This is a genomic window from Yersinia rohdei ATCC 43380, assembly GCF_000173775.1.
In the GTDB taxonomy this organism is placed as follows: Bacteria; Pseudomonadota; Gammaproteobacteria; order Enterobacterales; family Enterobacteriaceae; genus Yersinia; species Yersinia rohdei.
In genome coordinates, this window is record NZ_ACCD01000001.1 from 260,629 (window position 1) to 281,863 (window position 21,235).

Consider the following 21,235-nt stretch of genomic DNA (forward strand, 5'->3'; position numbering starts at 1 on the left):
ACTTACAGATTACTGTACATAAACACAGTATAATGTAATTTATTGGGACGATGCAACCGCCATCGTCCCGTGGTGATTATTTTAATAATCGGGCTTTGCAGTTTTTGCCTTTGATTTTACCCTGCTGTAGCTGAGCAAGAGCACGTTTGGCGCAAGACTTGCGGATAGCAACATAGGCATGCACTGGGAACATGTCGATTTTACCCACATCCGCGGCAGTCAGGCCGGCATCCCCGGTTAATGCGCCCAGAATATCCCCAGGGCGAATTTTGGCTTTGCGCCCACCATCAATGCATAGCGTCACCATATCGGGTTCCAGCATGGTGTTCGCACTGCGGCTGACTTGATCTGCTGGCGTCCATTTCAGTTTCATTTGCAGATAATCTTCAATGGCATGTGCGCGTGTCATTTCTTGTGGGGTACACAAACTCACTGCCAGCCCGCTCATCCCTGCCCGCCCGGTACGGCCAATGCGGTGCACGTGAATTTCGGGGTCAAACGCCAGTTCAAAGTTGACCACCAGCGCCAGATCTTTGATATCCAGACCACGAGCTGCAACATCCGTGGCCACCAATACCCGGCAACTGCGGTTAGAAAAACGCACCAGCACTTGATCGCGATCGCGTTGCTCTAAATCACCGTGCAAAGCCAACACACTGATACCGCGTGACTCCAAGGCTTCATACACATTTTGGCAATCTTTCTTGGTGTTGCAGAACACCACACAAGATTCGGGCTGATAGTGGCTAAGGACAGAAATCAGCAGCGGCAACCGTTTTTCACGGGTGGTTTCGAAAAACACTTGCTCAATTGCAGGTGCTTCATCACCATCATCAACCTCAACATTGACTGGCTGGCGCTGAACTCGCGCACTGATTTGCTCAATCCCTTGCGGATAAGTGGCAGAGAATAACAAGGTCTGGCGCTGTGGCGGGGTATAAGAAATAACGTCGTCAATGGCGTCGGCAAAACCCATATCCAGCATGCGGTCGGCTTCATCCAACACCAGAATTTTGAGGTCATCAAGTATCAGCGTTTTTTTGCGTAAATGTTCCTGAATTCGCCCTGGAGTTCCCACCACAATATGCGGCGCATGCACCAGAGAATCCAGTTGATGGCCCATAGGTTGGCCGCCACACAGAGTCAGAATTTTAATGTTTTGAGTGAAACGGGCCAGGCGGCGCAACTCTTTGCTAACCTGATCAGCCAGTTCGCGAGTGGGGCATAAGACCAGGGCCTGAGTAACAAACTCGCCCACGGCAATTTTATCCAGCACACCAATACCAAATGCTGCAGTTTTGCCACTGCCGGTTTTGGCTTTTGCCCGGACATCCTGCCCATTGAGGATTGCCGGTAATGCGGCGGCCTGTACCGGAGTCATTTCGGTATAGCCAAGTTCATTAAGATTGGACAGTTGCTCAGCAGGCAGTGTCAGGGAAGAAAAGGACGTTGTGCTCACGGCAGTAACTCTTATATAACTGAATGGAATGGCAGCGATGCCCTGAAGGCAAACGCAAGATTTTGGCGCGATAATACCAGAGTTAGGGCCATTGCCGGAAATATACTGCAAAAAACCGCGCAAAAAACCCACGTTATAGAGCGGTTACCCTTTTCGTCTCAAATTACCCAAGATAAACATCAAAAAATTCACTCACTAATGAGCTCATTTGCCACAATTACTTAGCTACGCAATCGTTTTCGTTGCTATTTTACCTTATACTAGCGCCCGTAAAATCTGTCTCGCGTCAAATGAATGTGTCCCTTTCCCACTGATGTAGGTACCTAATTATGCTGACTATTGGAACCGCCCTGCGCCCAAATGCCACTCGTGTCATGTTGCTTGGCTCTGGAGAGCTGGGCAAAGAAGTGGCTATTGAATGCCAGAGGCTGGGGCTGGAAGTGATCGCAGTTGATCGCTATGCCGATGCACCCGCGATGCATGTCGCCCATCGTAGCCATGTGATTAATATGCTGGATGGTGCGGCGCTGAAGCAGTTAGTCGAACAGGAAAAACCGCACTATATCGTGCCGGAAATTGAAGCTATCGCCACCGATATGCTGGTTGAATTGGAAAAAATGGGCCAGCGGGTTGTGCCTTGCGCCGAAGCCACCCGCCTGACGATGAACCGCGAAGGTATTCGCCGTCTGGCGGCAGAAACCTTGCAATTACCGACGTCCAGTTACCAGTTTGCCGATACTGAAAGTGCATTTCGTCAGGCGGTCAGTGAGATAGGTTATCCCTGTATTGTGAAGCCGGTTATGAGTTCTTCCGGCAAAGGCCAGAGTTTGATCCGCACGGAAGATCAACTGCAAACTGCATGGGATTATGCCCAACAAGGGGGGCGTGCAGGCGGCGGCAGAGTGATTGTCGAAGGGCTGGTGCACTTTGACTTTGAAATTACCCTGCTGACCATCAGTGCCGTCGATGGCATTCATTTCTGTGCACCTATTGGTCATCGTCAAGAAGACGGCGATTATCGTGAGTCCTGGCAGCCGCAGGCGATGAGCGACACGGCCTTAGCGCGCGCCAAAGCTATTGCATCACAAGTGGTGACCGCCTTGGGTGGCTATGGGTTATTTGGTGTGGAATTGTTTGTTTGTGGTGACGAGGTTATTTTCAGTGAAGTGTCTCCACGCCCACATGATACTGGCATGGTGACTTTAATTTCGCAGAATATGTCTGAGTTTGCCTTGCATGTACGGGCATTTTTGGGGCTGCCGATCGGCACTATTCGTCAGTATGGCGCGGCCGCCTCTGCGGTTATTTTACCTGAATTAACCAGCCAGAATATTATTTACCACGGGCTGGAAACTGCCTTGGTCGGTGATACGCAAATTCGCCTATTTGGTAAACCGGAAATTGCCGGGAAACGGCGATTAGGTGTGGCGCTGGCCGTGGCGGATGACATTGAGACCGCCATTGACGTAGCCATACGGGCGGCGGGCGCAGTGGTGGTGAGTGGTCAGTAATCCCTGATAAATAAACCCGCCAGCTTCGGCGGGTTTAACCACATTAAAGAGCAGTAACTTGGGGCTTAGCCCTCGTAATGGTCTTCTATTTCGTCTGCATCTTTCTCATTATCACGACGATAATCAGAATCAGCATGGTCATCAAAGTCAGAATCTTCAAAGATAGGCATGGCTTGTGGATCATTTTGGTGCCGCTCGCGAATTTCCGCTGCCACCAAGGCAATCGCCTCGCCGCTGCTCATTCCTTCCGACATGAATTTGTGAATACGTTCGACAGCCTCTTGCTGTTCCTCATGAGAAAGTGAAGGCATACCCGCTAACATTGATTTATCTCCTGCATATAATTGATTCAGTATACCTGTTTATTCTGATCTCCGGTGAATTCACTGCTCAAATGCTACTGACGCCAAATACTGTGATAATTTATGCTAATCTTCCGCACCACCCATTGCGGACATGCAATGACGCCGCCTAATATAGCTTGTCGAAAGAAAAGAATAGTGACCCATGAGTGTGAAATCCCTGACCTTCAAAACATTACCTTATCAGCCTGACGCCCTGCTTTTGCAATTTGCCCCCCTCGCCCATCAAGCTTGGGCCATGCTGCTGCACTCTGGGTTTGCTGAACATGAGCATAATCGTTTTGATATTCTGGTGGCTGACCCGCGAGTCACACTCACCACGCGTGGTGCGCAAACCGAGATTATCAGTGTTCAACAGCGGATAACCTCCCGCCAAAATCCTTTCTCTTTATTACAGCAGCAGTTAGATAAATTCTCACCCGCCTTAACGCCCCACCCCGATCTGCCGTTTTTGGGCGGTGCCTTGGGGCTATTGGGTTATGATTTGGGCCGTCGGGTTGAAGTGTTACCTGAATTAGCCGAGCAAGATATCGCGCTGCCGGACATGGCAATAGGTTTGTATGATTGGGCATTAATAGCCGACCACCATTTGCAGAAACTGACACTGGTGTGCCAGGGGGATGCCGAGCAACGCCTTATTTGGTTACAGCAGCAGAAAAATACCGCCGCCCCCCAGCCCTTCAAGTTGACCAGCCGGTGGCAGGCTAATATGTCGCGTGAACAATATGGCGAAAAATTTCGTCAAATTCAGGACTATTTGCACAGTGGCGACTGCTATCAAATTAATTTGGCCCAAAGATTTAGTGCAGAATATCAAGGGGATGAATGGCAAGCATTCCTCTCTTTGAGCCGCAGTAATAGAGCGCCGTTTTCAGCTTTTATTCGCTTAGAACAAAACACGGTTTTATCTGTGTCGCCAGAGCGCTTTTTATGGTTGGAAAACCACCAAATCCAGACCCGCCCAATCAAAGGCACTTTGCCGCGCTTAGACGACCCAGAACAAGACCGTTTACAGGCGGTGCGCCTGGCCAATTCCACCAAAGACCGCGCTGAAAACCTGATGATAGTTGATCTGCTGCGCAATGATATTGGCCGCGTGGCACAACCCGGCACGGTGCGGGTGCCAGAGCTATTTGTCGTCGAACCTTTCCCGGCGGTACATCACTTGGTCAGTACCATTACCGCGACATTACCGGCAGAAACACCACCAACCGACCTGCTGCGGGCCTGTTTCCCAGGGGGGTCAATAACCGGCGCACCAAAAATTCGGGCGATGGAAATTATCGAGCAATTGGAGCCACAACGCCGCAATGCCTATTGCGGTAACATTGGCTATATTAGTTGCTGCGGCACTATGGATACCAATATCACCATTCGCACGCTACTCACCGAAAACGGCAAAATCTATTGCTCCGCTGGCGGGGGAATTGTCGCAGACAGTCAAGAACAGGCTGAATATCAGGAAACATTCGATAAAATCGCCCGCATATTACCGCAATTGGAAAATCCTTAATGACTGAGTGGCCATGCTATGAGTGACTTGACGGCACATAAATCTCTTTGCGGGCAAACTTTGTCTGAATTTATTAGCAGATTCCAGTTGCAGCAGCCACAACCGGGGAGTTACTCGACCAATAACCACCATGCAGCGGTATTAATCCCCATCATTTGCCGGCCAGAACCCACATTACTTCTGACCCGGCGCTCGGATAATTTACGCAAGCATGCCGGCCAAGTGGCCTTCCCCGGCGGCAAAGCCGATCCCCAAGATTGCTCGCTAATTGAGACTGCGCTGCGAGAAGCACAAGAAGAAGTCGCCATCCCCGCCTCGGCGGTACAGGTATTAGGGCAATTGGCACCACTGGATAGCTCTAGTGGGTTTCAGGTCACGCCAATCGTGGGCTTAGTTCCTGATAATATTGTCTTTCATGCTAATGAAGATGAAGTTGCTGACTGGTTTGAAATCCCCCTGCGCGAGGCGCTAAGCTTGTCACGCTACTATTCGCTGGATATCCATCGAGGAGGAATCAATCATCGAATCTATCTTTCATGGTATGAAAGCCAATTTATCTGGGGTCTGACCGCAGCGATTATTCGCCGCCTGGCGCAACAGGTCAGTATTTAGCACTAAGGCCACACAGCAAATATGGTTAATGAGTGACCAAGGTCACAGCATGGTCGCTAAAAAATCCGAATTACAGAATAAAGCGATCCCTATCACCTCATTATCTCGATTTTTACTCTATTTTCTCTGCACATCCATTTTAAAAAAACTGTAAACTGGCCTGTCAGCGTTATGAAATATCTGTAAAATATCGTTCATCACTATAAACCACTATAAAACTAGGGTTAAGGCCTGATAGTGATAGCGATACAGACCCAATAGATTTTGAGTTACAGCAATGCAGTAACTGAATCAATCCAAACGTTGAGATAACTCAATGAGTTGGTTGCGAAATGGCAACCAACAACCCTGCATCTTTATAGATAAAGGGCATAAATTAGTAGCGATATATCACTGTTGCGGCATCAAATTGAGACCGCCAACACCAGTAGACCCAAATTAACAGGGGCTGTGGTAGCAAGGCTTTATCTAAGTAGCCTACTGCTGCCCACAGAAACCCTATACTTAATACAAATATTCTCAGCCAGATACATACGGGTCAGGAATAACAAAAGGCGTTGTTAAGGAGTTTTAGCGTGATTAGCGTATTTGACATGTTCAAGATTGGTATCGGCCCCTCCAGCTCTCACACTGTTGGCCCAATGAAAGCTGGCAAAGAGTTTGCAGATTTGCTGGTAACTCAAGGGTTGATGCCGTCAGTCACGCGTGTAGCCGTTGATGTTTATGGCTCATTGTCCCTGACCGGGAAAGGTCACCACACCGATATCGCCATTATTATGGGTTTGGCAGGTAACATGCCTGATACCGTTGATATCGACAGCATTCCGGCGTTTATTCGTGATGTTGAATTGCGGCAGAAACTGATGCTGGCCAATGGGTTGCATGAAGTTGACTTCCCTCGAGAAGGCGGGATGGTCTTCCGCAGCGATAACCTGCCACTGCATGAGAATGCTATGCAGATCCACGCCTTTGCTGGCGATGAAAAAGTGCTGAGCAAAACCTATTATTCCATTGGCGGCGGTTTTATCGTTGATGAAGAGCATTTTGGCAAAGCCGCCGTCAATGCCGTCAGTGTGCCCTATCCATTTAATTCTGCTGAAGAAATCCTGGCGAACTGCAAGGAACATGGCATGTCCATTTCCGGAATGGTGATGCAGAATGAACTGGCAATGCACAGCAAAGAAGAAATCGAGTCTTACTTCACCGCGATTTGGCAAACTATGCGAGCCTGTATTGATCGCGGTTTGAATACCGAGGGCGTACTCCCTGGCCCATTGCGCGTCCCGCGCCGTGCCTCTGCGCTCCGCCGGCTGTTAGTTTCGTCCGATAAACTGTCCAGTGACCCAATGAATGTCATTGACTGGGTCAATATGTTTGCGCTAGCGGTCAACGAAGAGAATGCCGCAGGGGGCCGTGTCGTCACCGCGCCAACCAATGGTGCCTGTGGTATCGTCCCGGCGGTATTGGCGTATTACGACCACTTTATTGAGCCGGTGACACCAGACATCTTTATTCGCTATTTCCTGTCATCAGGTGCGGTCGGGATTTTGTATAAGATGAATGCCTCTATTTCAGGTGCTGAAGTGGGCTGTCAGGGAGAAGTGGGTGTGGCTTGCTCTATGGCTGCCGCGGGCTTGGCTGAATTGCTGGGTGCCAGCCCGGTGCAAGTGTGTATCGCCGCTGAAATTGGCATGGAACACAATTTGGGTCTGACTTGTGACCCGGTTGCCGGTCAGGTTCAAGTGCCTTGCATTGAACGTAATGCGATTGCATCAGTTAAAGCGATTAACTCAGCGCGCATGGCCATGCGCCGTACCAGTGAACCGCGCGTCTCATTGGATAAAGTTATCGAGACCATGTTTGAAACCGGTAAAGATATGAATGCCAAATACCGCGAAACGTCCCGTGGTGGTTTGGCCATTAAAGTGCAATGTAATTAATTTTTTTGCCGAATACACACACAAATAAGGGGAGCCGAAGCTCCCCTTTTTATCGGCTTTTACGCCGGTCTTACTCTTCCTGCTCGTTGTTCAATTTAGTGATGCGCACTAATTCGATACGGTAGTCTGAAACTTCCATTATCTCAAAACGCAGGTTATGCAATTCAACCACATCACCCGCCGTTGGCATATGACCTGAATGAGACAACAGCATTCCAGCCAGCGAAGCATAATCTGCGGTCGGGCTTACCAGTTCCTGGCAATCCAGTGCCTGCTCCAGCGAGTGCAAATCGGCCCCGCCTTTCACCAACCAACCATCACCATCGGTGATAATATCCGGCGTTTCATCTTCGTCAGGGAATTCACCGGCGATAGCTTCCAACACGTCCAGCGGTGTTACCAACCCTTGCACCACACCAAATTCGTCATTAACCACCACCAGGCGGCCTTTTGCTTTGCGCAAGACGCCTAGCAGATTAATCACGTCCATAGTATCAGGCACAACTATAGGTGGTGTCGCCGCCGCAAACTCAGAGATAGAGTCGCCGCGTTCAATCGCCACTAACAGATCTTTGGCCCGAACCACGCCGACTATCTGATCCAGTGAGTCACGACAGACTGGGAACAAGCTGTGCGGTGTGTCCAGCAGCTGTTCGCGGATTTCGGCTTGTGAACGATTACAATCCACCCAAGAAATCTCAGTTCGCGGTGTCATCACGCTGCGTAATGAACGGGAGGCCAACGTCAGCACGCCACTTATCATATAGCGCTCTTCTTCCGCAAAGGCCTCTGTTGGCATCACCAGCGGCGAGTCACCCTTTTGCGGCTCCTGCTGTTGACGCCCACCCATTAACCGGATAATGGCTTCAGCCGTGCGCTGGCGTCTTGGCAAGCGAGACTCTTGTTTAATGAAGTTGCGCCGTGCAATTTGGTTAAACAGTTCAATCAGGATAGAGAAGCCGATGGCCGCGTAGAGGTAACCTTTTGGAATGTGGAAACCAAAACCTTCAGCGATTAGACTCAAACCAATCATTAACAGGAAGCTTAAGCACAGCACGACCACGGTCGGGTGCGCATTCACGAAGTTAGTCAGTGATTTTGATGCCAGCAGCATCACACCCATCGCTATCACTACCGCGGTCATCATAATGGCCAAGTCATTGACCATCCCCACCGCAGTAATCACCGCATCCAGGGAGAAGACCGCATCCAACACGACAATCTGTGCCACTACAGCCCAGAAGCTGGCATAACCTCGATTCGCACTGTCATCGTGCTGGTTACCCTCCAGCCGTTCATGTAGCTCGGTGGTAGCTTTAAATAGCAAGAACAGCCCCCCCACCAGCAAAATCAGATCTCGTCCAGCGAAACTAAAACTGCCGACACTAAATAGCGGCGTGGTCAGCGTTACCATCCAGGAAATGACCGACAGCAGCCCCAAACGCATAATCAATGCCAGAGACAGGCCGATGATTCGAGCTTTATCTCTTTGTTTAGGCGGTAGTTTATCGGCCAGAATGGCAATGAATACCAGGTTATCAATACCCAGAACAATTTCCAGCACCACCAACGTAAATAACCCTGCCCAGATTGAGGGGTCCATTAGAAATTCCATATCAGACTCCGAGAATAAGAACACGATTGAGATGATGTGCGACCACTGACAGAAACAGCAAAACGCCGCAGTACGGTTGTCAGTATAGATACGCAGAAAGATCGGGTGAAATTATACGCAGCAAAGGTGCGTGATTTGATTACCAGATTTAAACCCACTGGTTGGGTTTTAACGCTAGAGAAACAGTAACTTCGGTGACAGTCCATAGGGAGAGCTGAGGCCCTTAACTCCTGACAATTAATAGAGCCGTTAACTTTATCAGGAATTGTTTTGTCAGCATAGCCTGATTTATAACCCCGCCCCTTTAGAACTCTTCGGCATGCATCCGGTTATTTTTTCGATACTAAAATTTCTCCTGCGAAAAAAGAGGTCAGCAGTCAGTATTCATACTGATCGCCCTAATTATAAACATAAAAATAATTCTGTGATGAGCGGCTTAGGGGCTTAAAACATCAATATCACTCATATATGTGTTTATTAATTATCCAAATAAGCCAAATCATTAATAACATGTCCCAATAAATGAGCATCGTCACATAATTTATTTTTTCACTGACTAAAATAAATCACATCCAGTACATCGAGGTATGTACCTGAATCGATTCATTGTCATTGTGAATAAATCGCCAGCAGCGAGCTGACATTGTGACTATCATAATAGATTCAAGGTGTACTGAAATGTTGTTGGGGAATACTGGTTTTTCGGTTACGTGCGAGAACTCAATTCTGAGTTAACAGAGGGGGTAGCGAGTGAGTATAGCTATTATCATTGGCACACATGGGGCTGCGGCAGAACAACTGCTGAAAACAGCTGAAATGATTTTAGGCGAGCAAGCTAACGTCGCTTATATTGATTTCATCCCTGGTGAGAATGCCGAAACGTTGATTGAGAAATACAACGGTAAATTGACCGGACTGGACACCAGTAAAGGTGTGTTATTCCTGGTTGATACCTGGGGTGGTAGCCCGTTTAACGCTGCCAGTCGTATTGCCATCGATAAAGAAAACTATGAGGTCGTCACCGGGGTTAACATTCCGATGCTGGCTGAAACCTTTATGGCCCGTGATGATAATCCATCATTTGCCGAATTGGTTGCAGTGGCAGTAGAAACGGGGCGTGAAGGTGTTAAGGCACTTAAAGCGGCTGAAGTGAAGAATGATAAGCCCGAGCCGCAACAAACTGCTCCAGCACCAAAAACCCAAGCTCCGGCTGTCGCGTTAGGCCCGAACGATCATATGAAGATCGGGCTGGCACGTATTGATGACCGCTTAATCCACGGGCAAGTCGCCACACGTTGGACTAAAGAAACTAACGTAAACCGCATCATTGTTATCAGTGATGAAGTTGCTGCTGACAAAATGCGTAGCACCTTACTCAAACAAGTTGCTCCTCCGGGTGTGACGGCGCACGTCGTTGATGTTGAAAAAGCAATTCGCGTTTACAACAACCCGAAATATGCCAAAGACCGAGTAATGTTGTTATTTACCAACCCCACTGACGTCCTGCGTCTGGTTGAGGGTGGCGTAGACATTAAGTCAGTCAATGTCGGTGGTATGGCATTCCGTCAGGGTAAAACCCAGGTGAACAATGCTGTTTCCGTTGATGAACAAGATATTGAAGCTTTTAATAAATTAAATGCTCGCGGTATTGAACTGGAAGTCCGAAAAGTGTCTTCGGATAGCCGGCTCAAAATGATGGACTTGATTAGCAAACTTAATAAATAGCTTTACTCAAAACGACGTAGCAAGGTTATGCCCTGTTCTGCTTTGGGACTCGGTTATTTTTACTCAGCTTTTTTGGTCATAGGAGAAGTACAATGGAGATCACAACTCTTCAGATTGTGCTGATATTCATAGTTGCATGTATCGCCGGGATGGGCTCCATTCTGGATGAGTTCCAATTTCACCGCCCCCTGGTGGCCTGTACCTTAGTAGGTTTGGTTCTGGGTGACATGAAAACCGGTATCATCATTGGTGGTACTTTGGAAATGATCGCACTCGGCTGGATGAACATCGGCGCCGCAGTGGCACCGGATGCAGCTCTGGCATCGATTATTTCTACCATCCTGGTTATTGCCGGCGGTCAAGACATTGGTGCGGGTATCGCACTGGCCATTCCATTGGCAGCCGCAGGTCAGGTATTAACCATCATCGTACGTACTGTTACCGTGGCCTTCCAGCATGCTGCCGATGGTGCCGCCGAGCGAGGCAGCCTAAGAGCGATTACCTGGATTCACATCTCCGCACTGTTCTTGCAAGCAATGCGTATCGCAATTCCTGCACTGATTGTGGCTCTATCCGTCGGAACATCTGAAGTTCAGATGATGCTCAGCTCGATTCCTGAAGTGGTTACCAGCGGTCTGAATATTGCTGGCGGTATGATTGTTGTAGTTGGTTACGCCATGGTTATCAACATGATGCGTGCAGGCTACCTGATGCCATTCTTCTATTTAGGTTTCGTTACTGCCGCATTTACCAACTTCAACCTGGTGGCATTGGGTGTTATTGGTGTGGTTATGGCCCTGCTTTATATCCAGCTCAGCCCGAAATACAACAAGTCTCAGGTTGTCGTTCAGTCTGGCCCGGCCAATAACGATCTTGATAACGAATTAGACTAGGAAAAGGTGAGAGAAATGGTTGATACAACAACTGTTACTGCGACAGCTACAGGTGAAAAGAAACTCACGCCCGCGGATATCCGTGGTGTGTTTCTCCGCTCTAACCTCTTCCAAGGGTCGTGGAACTTTGAACGCATGCAGGCGCTCGGTTTCTGTTTCTCCATGGTGCCGGCGATCCGTCGTCTGTATCCAGAGAACTCGGAAGAACGTAAACAGGCTATAAAACGCCATCTGGAATTCTTCAACACCCAACCTTATGTTGCGGCCCCAATACTGGGCGTAACACTGGCGATGGAAGAGCAGAGAGCCAATGGTGCCGAGATTGATGACGCTGCAATTAACGGGATCAAAGTCGGTCTGATGGGGCCATTGGCCGGTGTCGGTGACCCAATCTTCTGGGGTACTGTGCGCCCAGTGTTTGCGGCCCTTGGTGCCGGTATCGCGATGAGCGGTAGCTTGCTGGGGCCATTGCTGTTCTTCATACTGTTTAACTTGGTACGTTTATTAACACGTTATTACGGTGTGGCTTACGGCTACAAAAAAGGTGTCAATATCGTTAGCGATATGGACGGTGGCCTGCTACAAAAACTGACGGAAGGGGCGTCTATCCTCGGCCTGTTTGTTATGGGGGCCTTGGTTAACAAGTGGACGCACGTCAACATACCGGTAGTGGTGTCCAAGATAACCAACCCGAATGGCGAAACCACAGTTACCACGGTGCAAACCATTTTGGATCAGTTGATGCCAGGCTTGGTGCCATTGCTGTTAACCTTCGGTTGTATGTGGTTGTTACGCCGTAAAGTTAACGCGTTGTGGATTATTATGGGCTTCTTCGCCATCGGTATCTTCGGTTACTGGATTGGCTTCCTGGCACCATAAACCTAACGTTAGGTCGCGATAAAACCGGGGGCATGCTCCCGGTTATTTATTTTTGACACAGTTCGATACCCAAAGACATCGGTGTTGCGGCAAAGAAAATAGCCCCGCTGCGCCAAGTTCAAAGGATATATGCATGTCGGTTACTGATTTAGTATTAATTGTTTTTATTGCCCTGCTACTTGCTTATGCCATCTATGATGAGTTCATCATGAACATGATGAAAGGCAAAACCCGGCTACAAATTCACCTAAAACGTAAAAACAAAATCGACTGCGCAATCTTTGTCGGGTTAATTGCTATTCTTGTTTACAATAATGTCATGGCAAAAGGTGCGCCATTGACCACCTATTTATTAGTAGGATTAGCGCTAGTTGCGGTTTATATCTCTTATATCCGCTGGCCTAAATTGTTGTTTAAAAATACAGGTTTCTTCTATGCTAATACTTTTATTGAATATAGCCGAATAAAAAGTATGAATTTATCGGAAGATGGAATCTTAGTCATTGAGTTAGAGCAGCGTAAATTACTAATCCAAGTTAAAAAATTAGATGACCTAGAAAAAATTTATAACTTTTTCATTGAAAATCAAGCATAAAGAAAAACTTAGTGGGGAGTGAGTTAATTAATTATTTTGTAAACTGATTAATTTCCCAACATAATCCCCCTCCCTTCCCTGCTTATTTCCATACCATTAATGATGCTTATCTGTGCTATTTTTCGCCCAAGCCTCGATAATGAAAATCATTATCAATAGCATTAGTTTGCCATATTATTTTTGGGGTTGTCGCAATTAGAATTTATATGTTAAGGTTGCGCCGTTCATGGGGAGTAGCCGGTTTCTATGCAGTAAATAGAAACGCCCGTATCAACATACTCGTTCTTTTTCTAGAACGTGGTGCGGGCAGCCAGGTAAGGTTGGCGAGACCATAGACACGTAGCTCCGTCGTTAGGTTGGGGGTGGGTTACGTGTATATGGAGCCGCCCGGCCGAGACTATTTCTATGAATTTATCTGCAACTGTTGTTCTTGCTTTAGCTATGTCTATGGATGCGTTTGCCGTTTCTATCGGTAAAGGTGCCAGTCTACACAAACCCCGTTTTAGAGAAGCGCTGCGCACCGGTCTTATTTTTGGTGTCATCGAAGCAATAACCCCATTAATTGGTTGGTGCATTGGCCTGTTCGCCAGCCAATATATTTTGGAATGGGATCATTGGATTGCCTTTAGCCTGCTGTTTATTCTGGGTTGCCGAATGATTTTTGAAGGCACGAAACAGCACGTCGAAGAAACCGAAAAATTGCGTAGCCACAGTTTCTGGGTCTTAGTCATGACCGCCATCGCCACCAGTCTGGATGCTATGGCTATTGGTGTCGGCTTGGCCTTCTTGCAAGTGAATATTCTTCACACGGCGATGGCTATTGGGATGGCGACCATGATAATGGCCACACTCGGGATGCTGATTGGCCGCTATATTGGCCCGCTACTGGGTAAACGCGCTGAAATCGCCGGCGGTATTGTGCTTATCGCTATCGGCTTTAATATTCTATACGAGCATATTTATCGTGTCGCAGCCTAATGCGCAGCGTTTCATTCTCGTCATAAAATAAAGTCAGCGGCCATCACCCAGAGCCGCCAAAAATAAACCCCGCATTCGTGAGAATAGCGGGGTTTATTGTTATGTAGAGTCCAATTAAGCAGACTGACATCAAGGCCTTATTAGAAGTCCATTGCGACAGAAAGTTTCAGCTCGCGCGGGTTCCCTTGGTACATATAAGTGCCTGTATCTTCAACAGATTCCCAATAGCGTTCATTGGTTACGTTCTCAACGTTAGCACGCCATGTCAGGCTGGTATCTTTCAGCGGCATGGTGTAGCGCATACCTAAATCCAGACGTGTCCAAGGTTTCAATTTTAGCGTATTGGCATCGTTAGCATATTGCGAACCTGAACGCGTCACAGTACCGGTGGCCGTTAAACCTTCAACTGTTTTAATGTCGTATTCACCACCAAACACCAACTGATAACGAGCGACACCCACAGCATAATTGCCATTATTTTTGCTATCTTGAGCCTGTGTCAAGATTGGATCTAGCCAGACTGCACTACCTAACAGACGGGTACCAAATACCGGCTCACCGAAGACATTCAACTCGACACCACGGTTACGTTGTTCGCCACCCAGCGAGTACACATTGGTGGTTGCATCAATAGAGCCTGCTGGCCGGGTAATTTCAAACAATGCTAACGTGCCGCCGTAGCGTTTGTTATCAAACTTCACCCCAACTTCATTCTGCTTAGCATGAATAATACCGGTTACATTACCCGCATTAGCAGTGTACCAAGGTGCAACTTTACCCGGAGATAACGACTCAATATGGTTAGCATATAGAGAGACATTTTCCCATGGTTTAACCAACACCCCGTAGACTGGAGTAACTTTCATTGCATCTTGCACATTGGTGCTGTCAGGCACACCATTGTTAAAGTTGCGGATAACCAGATCCTGACGGCGCAGGCCTAACACCAACTGCACTTTTTCATCTAACACCGATAAAGTATCAGATACAGAGATACTGCTAGCTCGAACCTGACTGTTTAGTATTGGGTTCTGATTTGGGCTACTAGATGATGTTGGCGGGAAAGGGACATACCCAGGGTTATAGATGCTGGTATCTACTGGGTTTGACATATTCCAAGCAGATTTAGCCGTACGGTAGTTGGCAGCATAACCAAAGTTAACTTTATGCGTTATCGGGCCAGTATCGAAATGCCCACGTACACCACCTAAACCGGCGATAGAGTCAGAGATATAGGGCACATATAAGCGGCTGATAGTGGCGTTACCATTATTATCCGTCAGTTTAGGTGAACCGTATTGACCGGTTTCATCATTATGACTCGCGCCAATAGAACCATAAACAGTCCAATTCTGGCTCAGGTCATATTCACTGCGCAACATACCAAAAGTCGTCGTCATATCCGTATAAATCCACTGCTGGCCGTAATTTAAAGTGGCTGCAGGCGGTTCCGGGATAACTGTGGCGCTACCAATAGCGACATCAGTACGCATACCATGGACAGTTTGTTTTTGGTAACCGACATCAAGAGAGGTGCGAGCACGCTCACCCCGATAATCTAAGCCGGTTGAGAGAGCCGTAGTACGATCTTTTTGGTCATGAATGGCAGTTTCGCCTTCTCGATGCAAAGCATTAACCCGCACACCGAATTGATCATTGTCACCAAAGCGGCGGCCTACATCCAGCGCCCCGCCGATTTTGGCGGCAGAAGTATAATCAACGCTAACGCGAGTCAATGGCGTATCACCCGCACGTTTAGGTTCCAGGTTAATCATTCCGCCAACACCACTACCACTTGGCGAAATACCATTTACAAATACGTTCGGGCCTTTAAATACTTCAACCCGCTCAACCATGCTGGTATCAATAACCTGACGTGGCAATACGCCGAACAACCCACCAAATGAAATATCATCACCATCGAGGTTAAAACCACGAATACGGAAATTTTGCGATGCATTACCATAGCCGCGAACATTCTGCACTGACGCATCATTACTCACCACATCGGCCAGTGTCCGTGCCTGCTGATCTTCAATCAGTTTAGAGGTATAACCAATCACGTTAAATGGCACGTTACGGGCATCTTGCTGCCCAAGGAAGCCAATTCGACCGCCATTAGCAACCTGACCATCTAAATAAGTTGGGATGAGAGAATTGCCCCCCGCCCGGAAAGTATCTTGCGTCCCGACTACCGTGATGGTGTCGTTTTTTTTGCTCTCGTCAGTCTGTCCGGTTTCAGCTGTAGTATTAGTCACCGCAGCCGCCCATGAAGATGCCGATAACGTACCGAGTGCCGCACCGATCATGACACACAAAATACGTGGCGCAAGATGCTGCTGGCCCGCGCGGATAGCGCTAGTTCTATTCATCGTGTTGATGCCCCTGAATTTTTTAAATATTATAAATGAGAACGCTTATTATAAGGATTCAGGATTATCCGGATAACACTTGCCGATGCAAGCATTTCCGCACTTCGCGGGGATTATTTTTCGATAGGTAAAAGATTTAGATATATTCTGTGATCAACATGATCTTTAGCGGTGATGTTATTTTAACTAAGAATAATCCCAATGCACGTAAGCAGTGGCTACGCCTATGACTCAGCATCATCTGATGGGGATAACCTGATTTTTGCAAGGTTATTTTTATCCTATTTTCCGCAATTAGACCCCGGTCAAAATATCTATTATCACGGCATGATATATAAGCATTATCATTTAGAGATGGGAAACATAGATATGCCGTATTTTACGGTCAGTGTGGTTTTGCATAATGCAGTAGAAGGCGATTACGATACCCTGAATAAGAAAATGATTGATGCAGGATTTACCCGCTTTATCGGCAGGGAAAAAGTCTATAAATTGCCAGAAGGAGAGTTTAACTTTGAAAATGGTGCATTTAACAAGCAAGAAGTTGCTGATTTAGCACTAAAAGTCGCGGAACAGATAAGGTTTATCCCCTCAATTCTGGTGACTGAATCGGGCGGAAGAACTTGGCGAAACTTGGATCTTAAATAAAACACCCAACTATAGATATAATATCCTATAAATTTGACTTAAGTTAATTACTGATCCCGCACCAGGGGTTTATTACACGTTTATATTATTATAATAATATTTCTCCTAAGAGAAATGCTGTGCCCGTTACTTAATAGTATTTAATAACGAGCATTCGTTTATATATACCCGTGGCCCGAGATTTATTAGGCCAAAACTAAGCACATATATGTTCTTCGTCACTCTCTAGTCTATTACTGTCAATAGTGGAATCAGCTTTGCGACGATGCAAAGCAATAACAAAATCTGTTTCACAGACAAATGTCTGTCGTGTAGCCAACTCTTGCCCGACCTCAATAGAGGCGCGCCAGGCAAACGGCGTCATTTGCAATAAGTTAACGCCTTGCTTGCCGGTCAATTTCATTTCATAAGCCAATCGTTCACTACTGACTAATTCAAACCCGTCCAGATGCTCTTGTGCATCATCATGGAGTTGTACTTGGGCATAAATCAGGGCTTTTAATTGGTACAGATGACGTGGGCCGGGCACCACGGTAACCACTATTCCGCCGGGTTTTACCGTGCGAGCTAATTCAGCAGCCTTGCAAGGTGCATAAATACGCAAGACAGCATCAAGAGACTGATTGTTAAACGGTAATCGGTGACTGGAGGCCACACAAAAATTCACCTGAGGATAGCGTTTTGCACCATATCTTACCGCCACTTTGGCAACATCTAAACCAAACACGCAAACCTGACGCTGGCGATTTAGCCGTTCTGCCACGGCGGCAGTGTAATAGCCTTCGCCACACCCAATATCAAGCAACATCGCGGCATCCAGAGGAAGCGCCTTATCCAGAATCTCACAAACGCGCTGCTGCAAAGGCTGATAACAACCCGCATCAAGAAACGCCCGGCGGGCCTGCATCATCTCGGGGCTATCCCCCGGTTGTTTTGATCCCTTATGTTGCACCGGCATCAAATTGACATAACCCTCTTTGGCGCAATCAAACTGGTGATTATTACAACAACGCCACTGTTGCTGGCTTTGCTGCAAGGCCTGATGACAAAGGGGGCACTGATAAGACATGGTTGAATTCCAGATAACTGATGAATAACCGCCAGAAAAACCGGCAGACGTCGCGTTAGTCTAAAGAAGCCCTGGTGCTGTTGCAAGCAGCTGTTTGCCCTGGTAATCAACAGGATCAGCCCTACCAAAAGAACAAATGGTAAATAAGACAAAAAACGATTTACACTGACTGGCATCCTTATTCTTCATTAGGTAAGCCTTATGACTGATTTTTCCCCGCAACTTAGCCGCATCGCCACTATCCGCCACGGGTTTGGCGATAAATCCGCGCTATTACCCGACAATCTCAAACCTTACCAGGCTTCTCAAGCCAATAAAAAACAGGTTCATGGCACCACTATTGTTGATGTCACAGCACCGGGACAAGAATGCGGCGCAGCCGATGGCCTCTATACCACTCAGGCCGGCATTCTATTGACAGTCCTGACCGCAGATTGCCTGCCGGTTATTTTCAGTCAACGCCAAGGGAAAGCTATAGCTGTGGTTCATGCCGGATGGCGCGGCCTGTTAGATGGCATTATCTTAAAAATGGTTGAGCGCATTGCCCGCGATGACGACCCGGCAAATTGGGTTGCCGCTGTCGGCCCCGCCGCTCGCTCTTGCTGCTACGAGGTTAATGAAGAATTAGTGGAGCAGTTTATTAAACAACTCCCATTGGCGAAAAATATTATTTCACCTCGCTTTCGCCACCTTAACCTCGCCGCGATTGCCGAGCACCAATTACAAGGGGCGGGTATCCCGCAGATTGACCGCGTCGGCAACTGTACAATATGCACCACAGCGCCGCATGACGAAGGCCACTTCAAATACACCAGTTTCCGCCGCACCAGCCAACAACAAGCTATTGACCCAACCCACCCTGGCATTAAAGGTCGCAATCAGTATTCTGGCTTAATTATCTTGCCTTAACTTACTGACGGGGAATGCCATAGAAACAAAAAAACCCGCACAAAGGCGGGTTTTTAACAGCAAAAGAGCCGATTAGATTGCAGTAACGTTTACTGCAGACGGACCTTTCTGACCGTCTTGGATTTCGAACTCTACGTTCTGGCCTTCAGCCAGGGTTTTGAAGCCATTACCCTGGATTGCAGAGAAGTGTACGAACACATCTTTGCTGCCGTCAGCTGGAGTGATGAAACCGAAACCTTTAGACTCGTTGAACCACTTAACTTGACCTTTGATCTTTGCCATCTTGAGTATTTCCTTTGGATTGTTTAACTCGCCCTTGGGCGTTTACATAGACAAACTAGAGTCGTTACTGCTTGAGGCACTAAGATAAGGATCGGCAGAGAAGCGGTATTCAACGCTAACGTCTTTACTCAGAACTTCTTTACTGAAAATGCCACACATATACAGAACTGTACCTCGTTTTACCCATATGCGTTATCACATACTCTGAATTCGATGGCAAGCCATTTTTAATCAAGGGTGAACCTGTCGCACATATTTGAAACGGTTGCACATAAAGAATGCGTAAATATGCTAAAATTTGTTGAAGGTCATCGTATTTTCTGCTCTATTTTTTTATACTGTCTTGTCGCGCTTTCTTCCTTGTTTTTAACATTTAAGCTAACTCTTTTTATAATTTTTCTTACGTGGTTTCTTGGTGATTTCTATCTCAGCTGGGTGACTAAAAACTACAGCGGTATAAAATTTATTAGCATTAAATATATAATAATCGAATATATCGCTGCTTCTGTTGCGATAGCCCCTGACCCCAGCGGCAGAACGATATCCACCCCACCAGCAAGCTAACTCCTTACTTAATATCAGGTTATGTTCAAAAAAATAATCATAATGGCAATAAAAAAACTTTATATTTTACGACAAAAAGACGAGGTTAAAAAATAACCACTTCAGTTAGGATGCTTCAAGGCAGTTTCTAATAAAGAAGAACAAGTAAAATATAATTAATTAAGAGTGAGAATATGTAATACAAGTGAGATTTTATTGTGCCATATAGGTGCAATAAATTAGCTTAGTTAAATAAAATGCACCAAATGAGTGCCAGCATCCTTTATGTTATTTGTATAAATATACAGAAAAACACTCATTTTTAGTCATGAGAAATGTAATAAAACTCATCTAAAAATGCCAATAATTCGTGCTGAAAAAGCAAATTAAGACATTTCCTGACGCCATCATGCTAAATTTAATTTACTCTCTCGCTAGTCAAAAACTCTATTTTACTTTCTCGTTATAGCATTGTTTAAGTTTGAGGTTATAACCTTTACTCGATTATAAATAAAGTTTATTAGTCATTAATTTTGATAGGTACAAAGATTATCTGATACCAAGAGATCTTATTTCACCTTATCAGTATCAGAGAATCACACCATGGATTATAAATATATTATCACTGTTTCTTTTGTCAGTAGCCTATGGATGAGCCAAGCTTCCGCAGAGCCTGCGGATGACAAATCTTCACCAGAGCAATCCTCCAGAGTGCAACAAATTGCACCTGCGGTGGAGACTGATAGCCTATGGCAGCGCCTTATGCACAATATCTCTGTCACCTGGGATTCGCCCAATCAAGAGCTGTACATCCCGCTGAATACTTGGCATAACCGCTGGACTTATGATGATGACAAGATTGAGTCATACAATGAGAGGCCCTGGGGTATAGGTTATGGCAAGTATCGCTATGATGAGAATAACAACTGGCATTCAGTGTATGCCATGGCATTTATGGACTCACACAATGAAGTTGAGCCTATTATAGGTTATGGCTATCAGAAAATGTGGATCCCGGGTGAAATGGACGGCTGGCGTTTTGGTGTTGGTTTTACGGCCAGCATTACCGCACGCCATGAATATCATTACATTCCTATCCCAATACCTTTGCCGCTTGTTTCGATCGAATATAATAGATTTGCGTTACAAACCACCTATATTCCCGGCACTTATAATAATGGCAATGTCTTGTTTACCTGGATGCGCTGGCAATTCTAATTGACTCTATTCTATACAATATTTAACCATGCTATCTGAATGGTTAAATATTCTTGTTAAGAATTAATCTCAACTTATAAGACTTATTTTGAAATGAGGCAATAGTTATCGG

At 46.7% G+C, this 21,235-nt stretch carries 19 protein-coding genes and 1 riboswitch; of the genes, 12 read left to right on the plus strand and 7 right to left on the minus strand.

Annotation, left to right across the window (positions count from 1 at the left end; all coding sequences use genetic code 11):
- Window positions 1-76: 76 nt before the first annotated feature.
- On the minus strand, window positions 77-1,459 hold the full coding sequence (gene dbpA, locus YROHD0001_RS15925) for an ATP-dependent RNA helicase DbpA (RefSeq protein ID WP_032816047.1): 1,383 nt from the start codon (window positions 1,457-1,459) through the stop codon (window positions 77-79).
- A 329-nt stretch (window positions 1,460-1,788) separates the two neighbouring features.
- Between dbpA and purT the strand changes: the two genes are divergently transcribed.
- Window positions 1,789-2,970, plus strand: a complete 1,182-nt coding sequence (gene purT, locus YROHD0001_RS15920) for a formate-dependent phosphoribosylglycinamide formyltransferase (protein WP_004713124.1) — start codon at window positions 1,789-1,791, stop codon at window positions 2,968-2,970.
- Between the two features lie 65 nt (window positions 2,971-3,035).
- On the opposite strand, the gene YROHD0001_RS15915 is transcribed toward purT, so the two are convergent.
- Window positions 3,036-3,293: a YoaH family protein gene (locus tag YROHD0001_RS15915; protein ID WP_004713126.1), complete on the minus strand. Its 258-nt coding sequence runs from the start codon at window positions 3,291-3,293 to the stop codon at window positions 3,036-3,038.
- A 184-nt stretch (window positions 3,294-3,477) separates the two neighbouring features.
- Here YROHD0001_RS15915 and pabB point away from each other — a divergent pair, with 184 nt between their 5' ends.
- From pabB to YROHD0001_RS15900, 3 genes are all read left to right on the plus strand, one after another.
- On the plus strand, window positions 3,478-4,845 hold the full coding sequence (pabB, locus tag YROHD0001_RS15910) for an aminodeoxychorismate synthase component 1 (RefSeq protein ID WP_004713127.1): 1,368 nt from the start codon (window positions 3,478-3,480) through the stop codon (window positions 4,843-4,845).
- An 18-nt stretch (window positions 4,846-4,863) separates the two neighbouring features.
- Window positions 4,864-5,457 (plus strand): CoA pyrophosphatase, encoded by a 594-nt coding sequence (locus YROHD0001_RS15905; protein ID WP_004713128.1) that lies wholly within the window; start codon window positions 4,864-4,866, stop codon window positions 5,455-5,457.
- Between the two features lie 575 nt (window positions 5,458-6,032).
- On the plus strand, window positions 6,033-7,397 hold the full coding sequence (locus YROHD0001_RS15900) for an L-serine ammonia-lyase (RefSeq protein WP_032815926.1): 1,365 nt from the start codon (window positions 6,033-6,035) through the stop codon (window positions 7,395-7,397).
- A 70-nt stretch (window positions 7,398-7,467) separates the two neighbouring features.
- Here YROHD0001_RS15900 and YROHD0001_RS15895 read toward each other — a convergent pair whose 3' ends face one another.
- A complete protein-coding gene (locus YROHD0001_RS15895; protein WP_032815928.1) occupies window positions 7,468-9,012 on the minus strand; it encodes a TerC family protein in 1,545 nt (514 codons plus the stop codon).
- 750 nt (window positions 9,013-9,762) lie between these two features.
- Here YROHD0001_RS15895 and manX point away from each other — a divergent pair.
- The 5 genes from manX (at window position 9,763) to mntP (ending at window position 14,082) form a co-directional block, all read left to right on the plus strand.
- Window positions 9,763-10,737, plus strand: coding sequence for a PTS mannose transporter subunit IIAB (gene manX / locus YROHD0001_RS15890; protein WP_004713133.1), 975 nt, complete (start codon window positions 9,763-9,765; stop codon window positions 10,735-10,737).
- A gap of 92 nt (window positions 10,738-10,829) precedes the next feature.
- Window positions 10,830-11,630: a PTS mannose/fructose/sorbose transporter subunit IIC gene (locus YROHD0001_RS15885; RefSeq protein ID WP_032815929.1), complete on the plus strand. Its 801-nt coding sequence runs from the start codon at window positions 10,830-10,832 to the stop codon at window positions 11,628-11,630.
- A 15-nt stretch (window positions 11,631-11,645) separates the two neighbouring features.
- Complete coding sequence (locus YROHD0001_RS15880) at window positions 11,646-12,509, plus strand: PTS mannose transporter subunit IID (RefSeq protein ID WP_004713135.1); 864 nt, start codon at window positions 11,646-11,648, stop codon at window positions 12,507-12,509.
- Window positions 12,510-12,642: 133 nt separating this feature from the next.
- Complete coding sequence (locus YROHD0001_RS15875; RefSeq protein WP_004713136.1) at window positions 12,643-13,104, plus strand: DUF986 family protein; 462 nt, start codon at window positions 12,643-12,645, stop codon at window positions 13,102-13,104.
- A 216-nt stretch (window positions 13,105-13,320) separates the two neighbouring features.
- Window positions 13,321-13,499: riboswitch (yybP-ykoY riboswitch) on the plus strand.
- A gap of 10 nt (window positions 13,500-13,509) precedes the next feature.
- Window positions 13,510-14,082 (plus strand): manganese efflux pump MntP, encoded by a 573-nt coding sequence (gene mntP / locus YROHD0001_RS15870; protein WP_004713137.1) that lies wholly within the window; start codon window positions 13,510-13,512, stop codon window positions 14,080-14,082.
- 140 nt (window positions 14,083-14,222) lie between these two features.
- Here the strand turns inward: mntP and YROHD0001_RS15865 are convergent, their stop codons facing one another.
- A complete protein-coding gene (locus YROHD0001_RS15865; protein ID WP_004713139.1) occupies window positions 14,223-16,454 on the minus strand; it encodes a TonB-dependent receptor in 2,232 nt (743 codons plus the stop codon).
- 369 nt (window positions 16,455-16,823) lie between these two features.
- On the opposite strand from YROHD0001_RS15865, the gene YROHD0001_RS0117165 reads away from it, so the two are divergent.
- Complete coding sequence (locus tag YROHD0001_RS0117165) at window positions 16,824-17,102, plus strand: hypothetical protein (RefSeq protein ID WP_032816048.1); 279 nt, start codon at window positions 16,824-16,826, stop codon at window positions 17,100-17,102.
- A gap of 196 nt (window positions 17,103-17,298) precedes the next feature.
- Here the strand turns inward: YROHD0001_RS0117165 and rlmA are convergent, their stop codons facing one another.
- The gene (gene rlmA, locus YROHD0001_RS15860) at window positions 17,299-18,171 is read right to left on the minus strand and encodes a 23S rRNA (guanine(745)-N(1))-methyltransferase (protein WP_004713141.1); all 873 of its coding nucleotides are present in this window, start codon (window positions 18,169-18,171) and stop codon (window positions 17,299-17,301) included.
- A gap of 201 nt (window positions 18,172-18,372) precedes the next feature.
- Between rlmA and pgeF the strand changes: the two genes are divergently transcribed.
- Window positions 18,373-19,080 carry a peptidoglycan editing factor PgeF gene (pgeF, locus tag YROHD0001_RS15855; protein WP_004713142.1) on the plus strand — a complete coding sequence of 236 codons (708 nt, stop codon included), beginning with the start codon at window positions 18,373-18,375 and terminating at the stop codon, window positions 19,078-19,080.
- A 72-nt stretch (window positions 19,081-19,152) separates the two neighbouring features.
- Here the strand turns inward: pgeF and cspE are convergent, their stop codons facing one another.
- The gene (gene cspE / locus YROHD0001_RS0117170) at window positions 19,153-19,362 is read right to left on the minus strand and encodes a transcription antiterminator/RNA stability regulator CspE (RefSeq protein ID WP_002221949.1); all 210 of its coding nucleotides are present in this window, start codon (window positions 19,360-19,362) and stop codon (window positions 19,153-19,155) included.
- Between the two features lie 42 nt (window positions 19,363-19,404).
- The gene (locus YROHD0001_RS15850; protein WP_002211058.1) at window positions 19,405-19,521 is read right to left on the minus strand and encodes a DUF2627 domain-containing protein; all 117 of its coding nucleotides are present in this window, start codon (window positions 19,519-19,521) and stop codon (window positions 19,405-19,407) included.
- Between the two features lie 987 nt (window positions 19,522-20,508).
- Between YROHD0001_RS15850 and pagP the strand changes: the two genes are divergently transcribed.
- The gene (pagP, locus tag YROHD0001_RS15845) at window positions 20,509-21,123 is read left to right on the plus strand and encodes a lipid IV(A) palmitoyltransferase PagP (protein WP_004713143.1); all 615 of its coding nucleotides are present in this window, start codon (window positions 20,509-20,511) and stop codon (window positions 21,121-21,123) included.
- Window positions 21,124-21,235 lie beyond the last annotated feature (112 nt).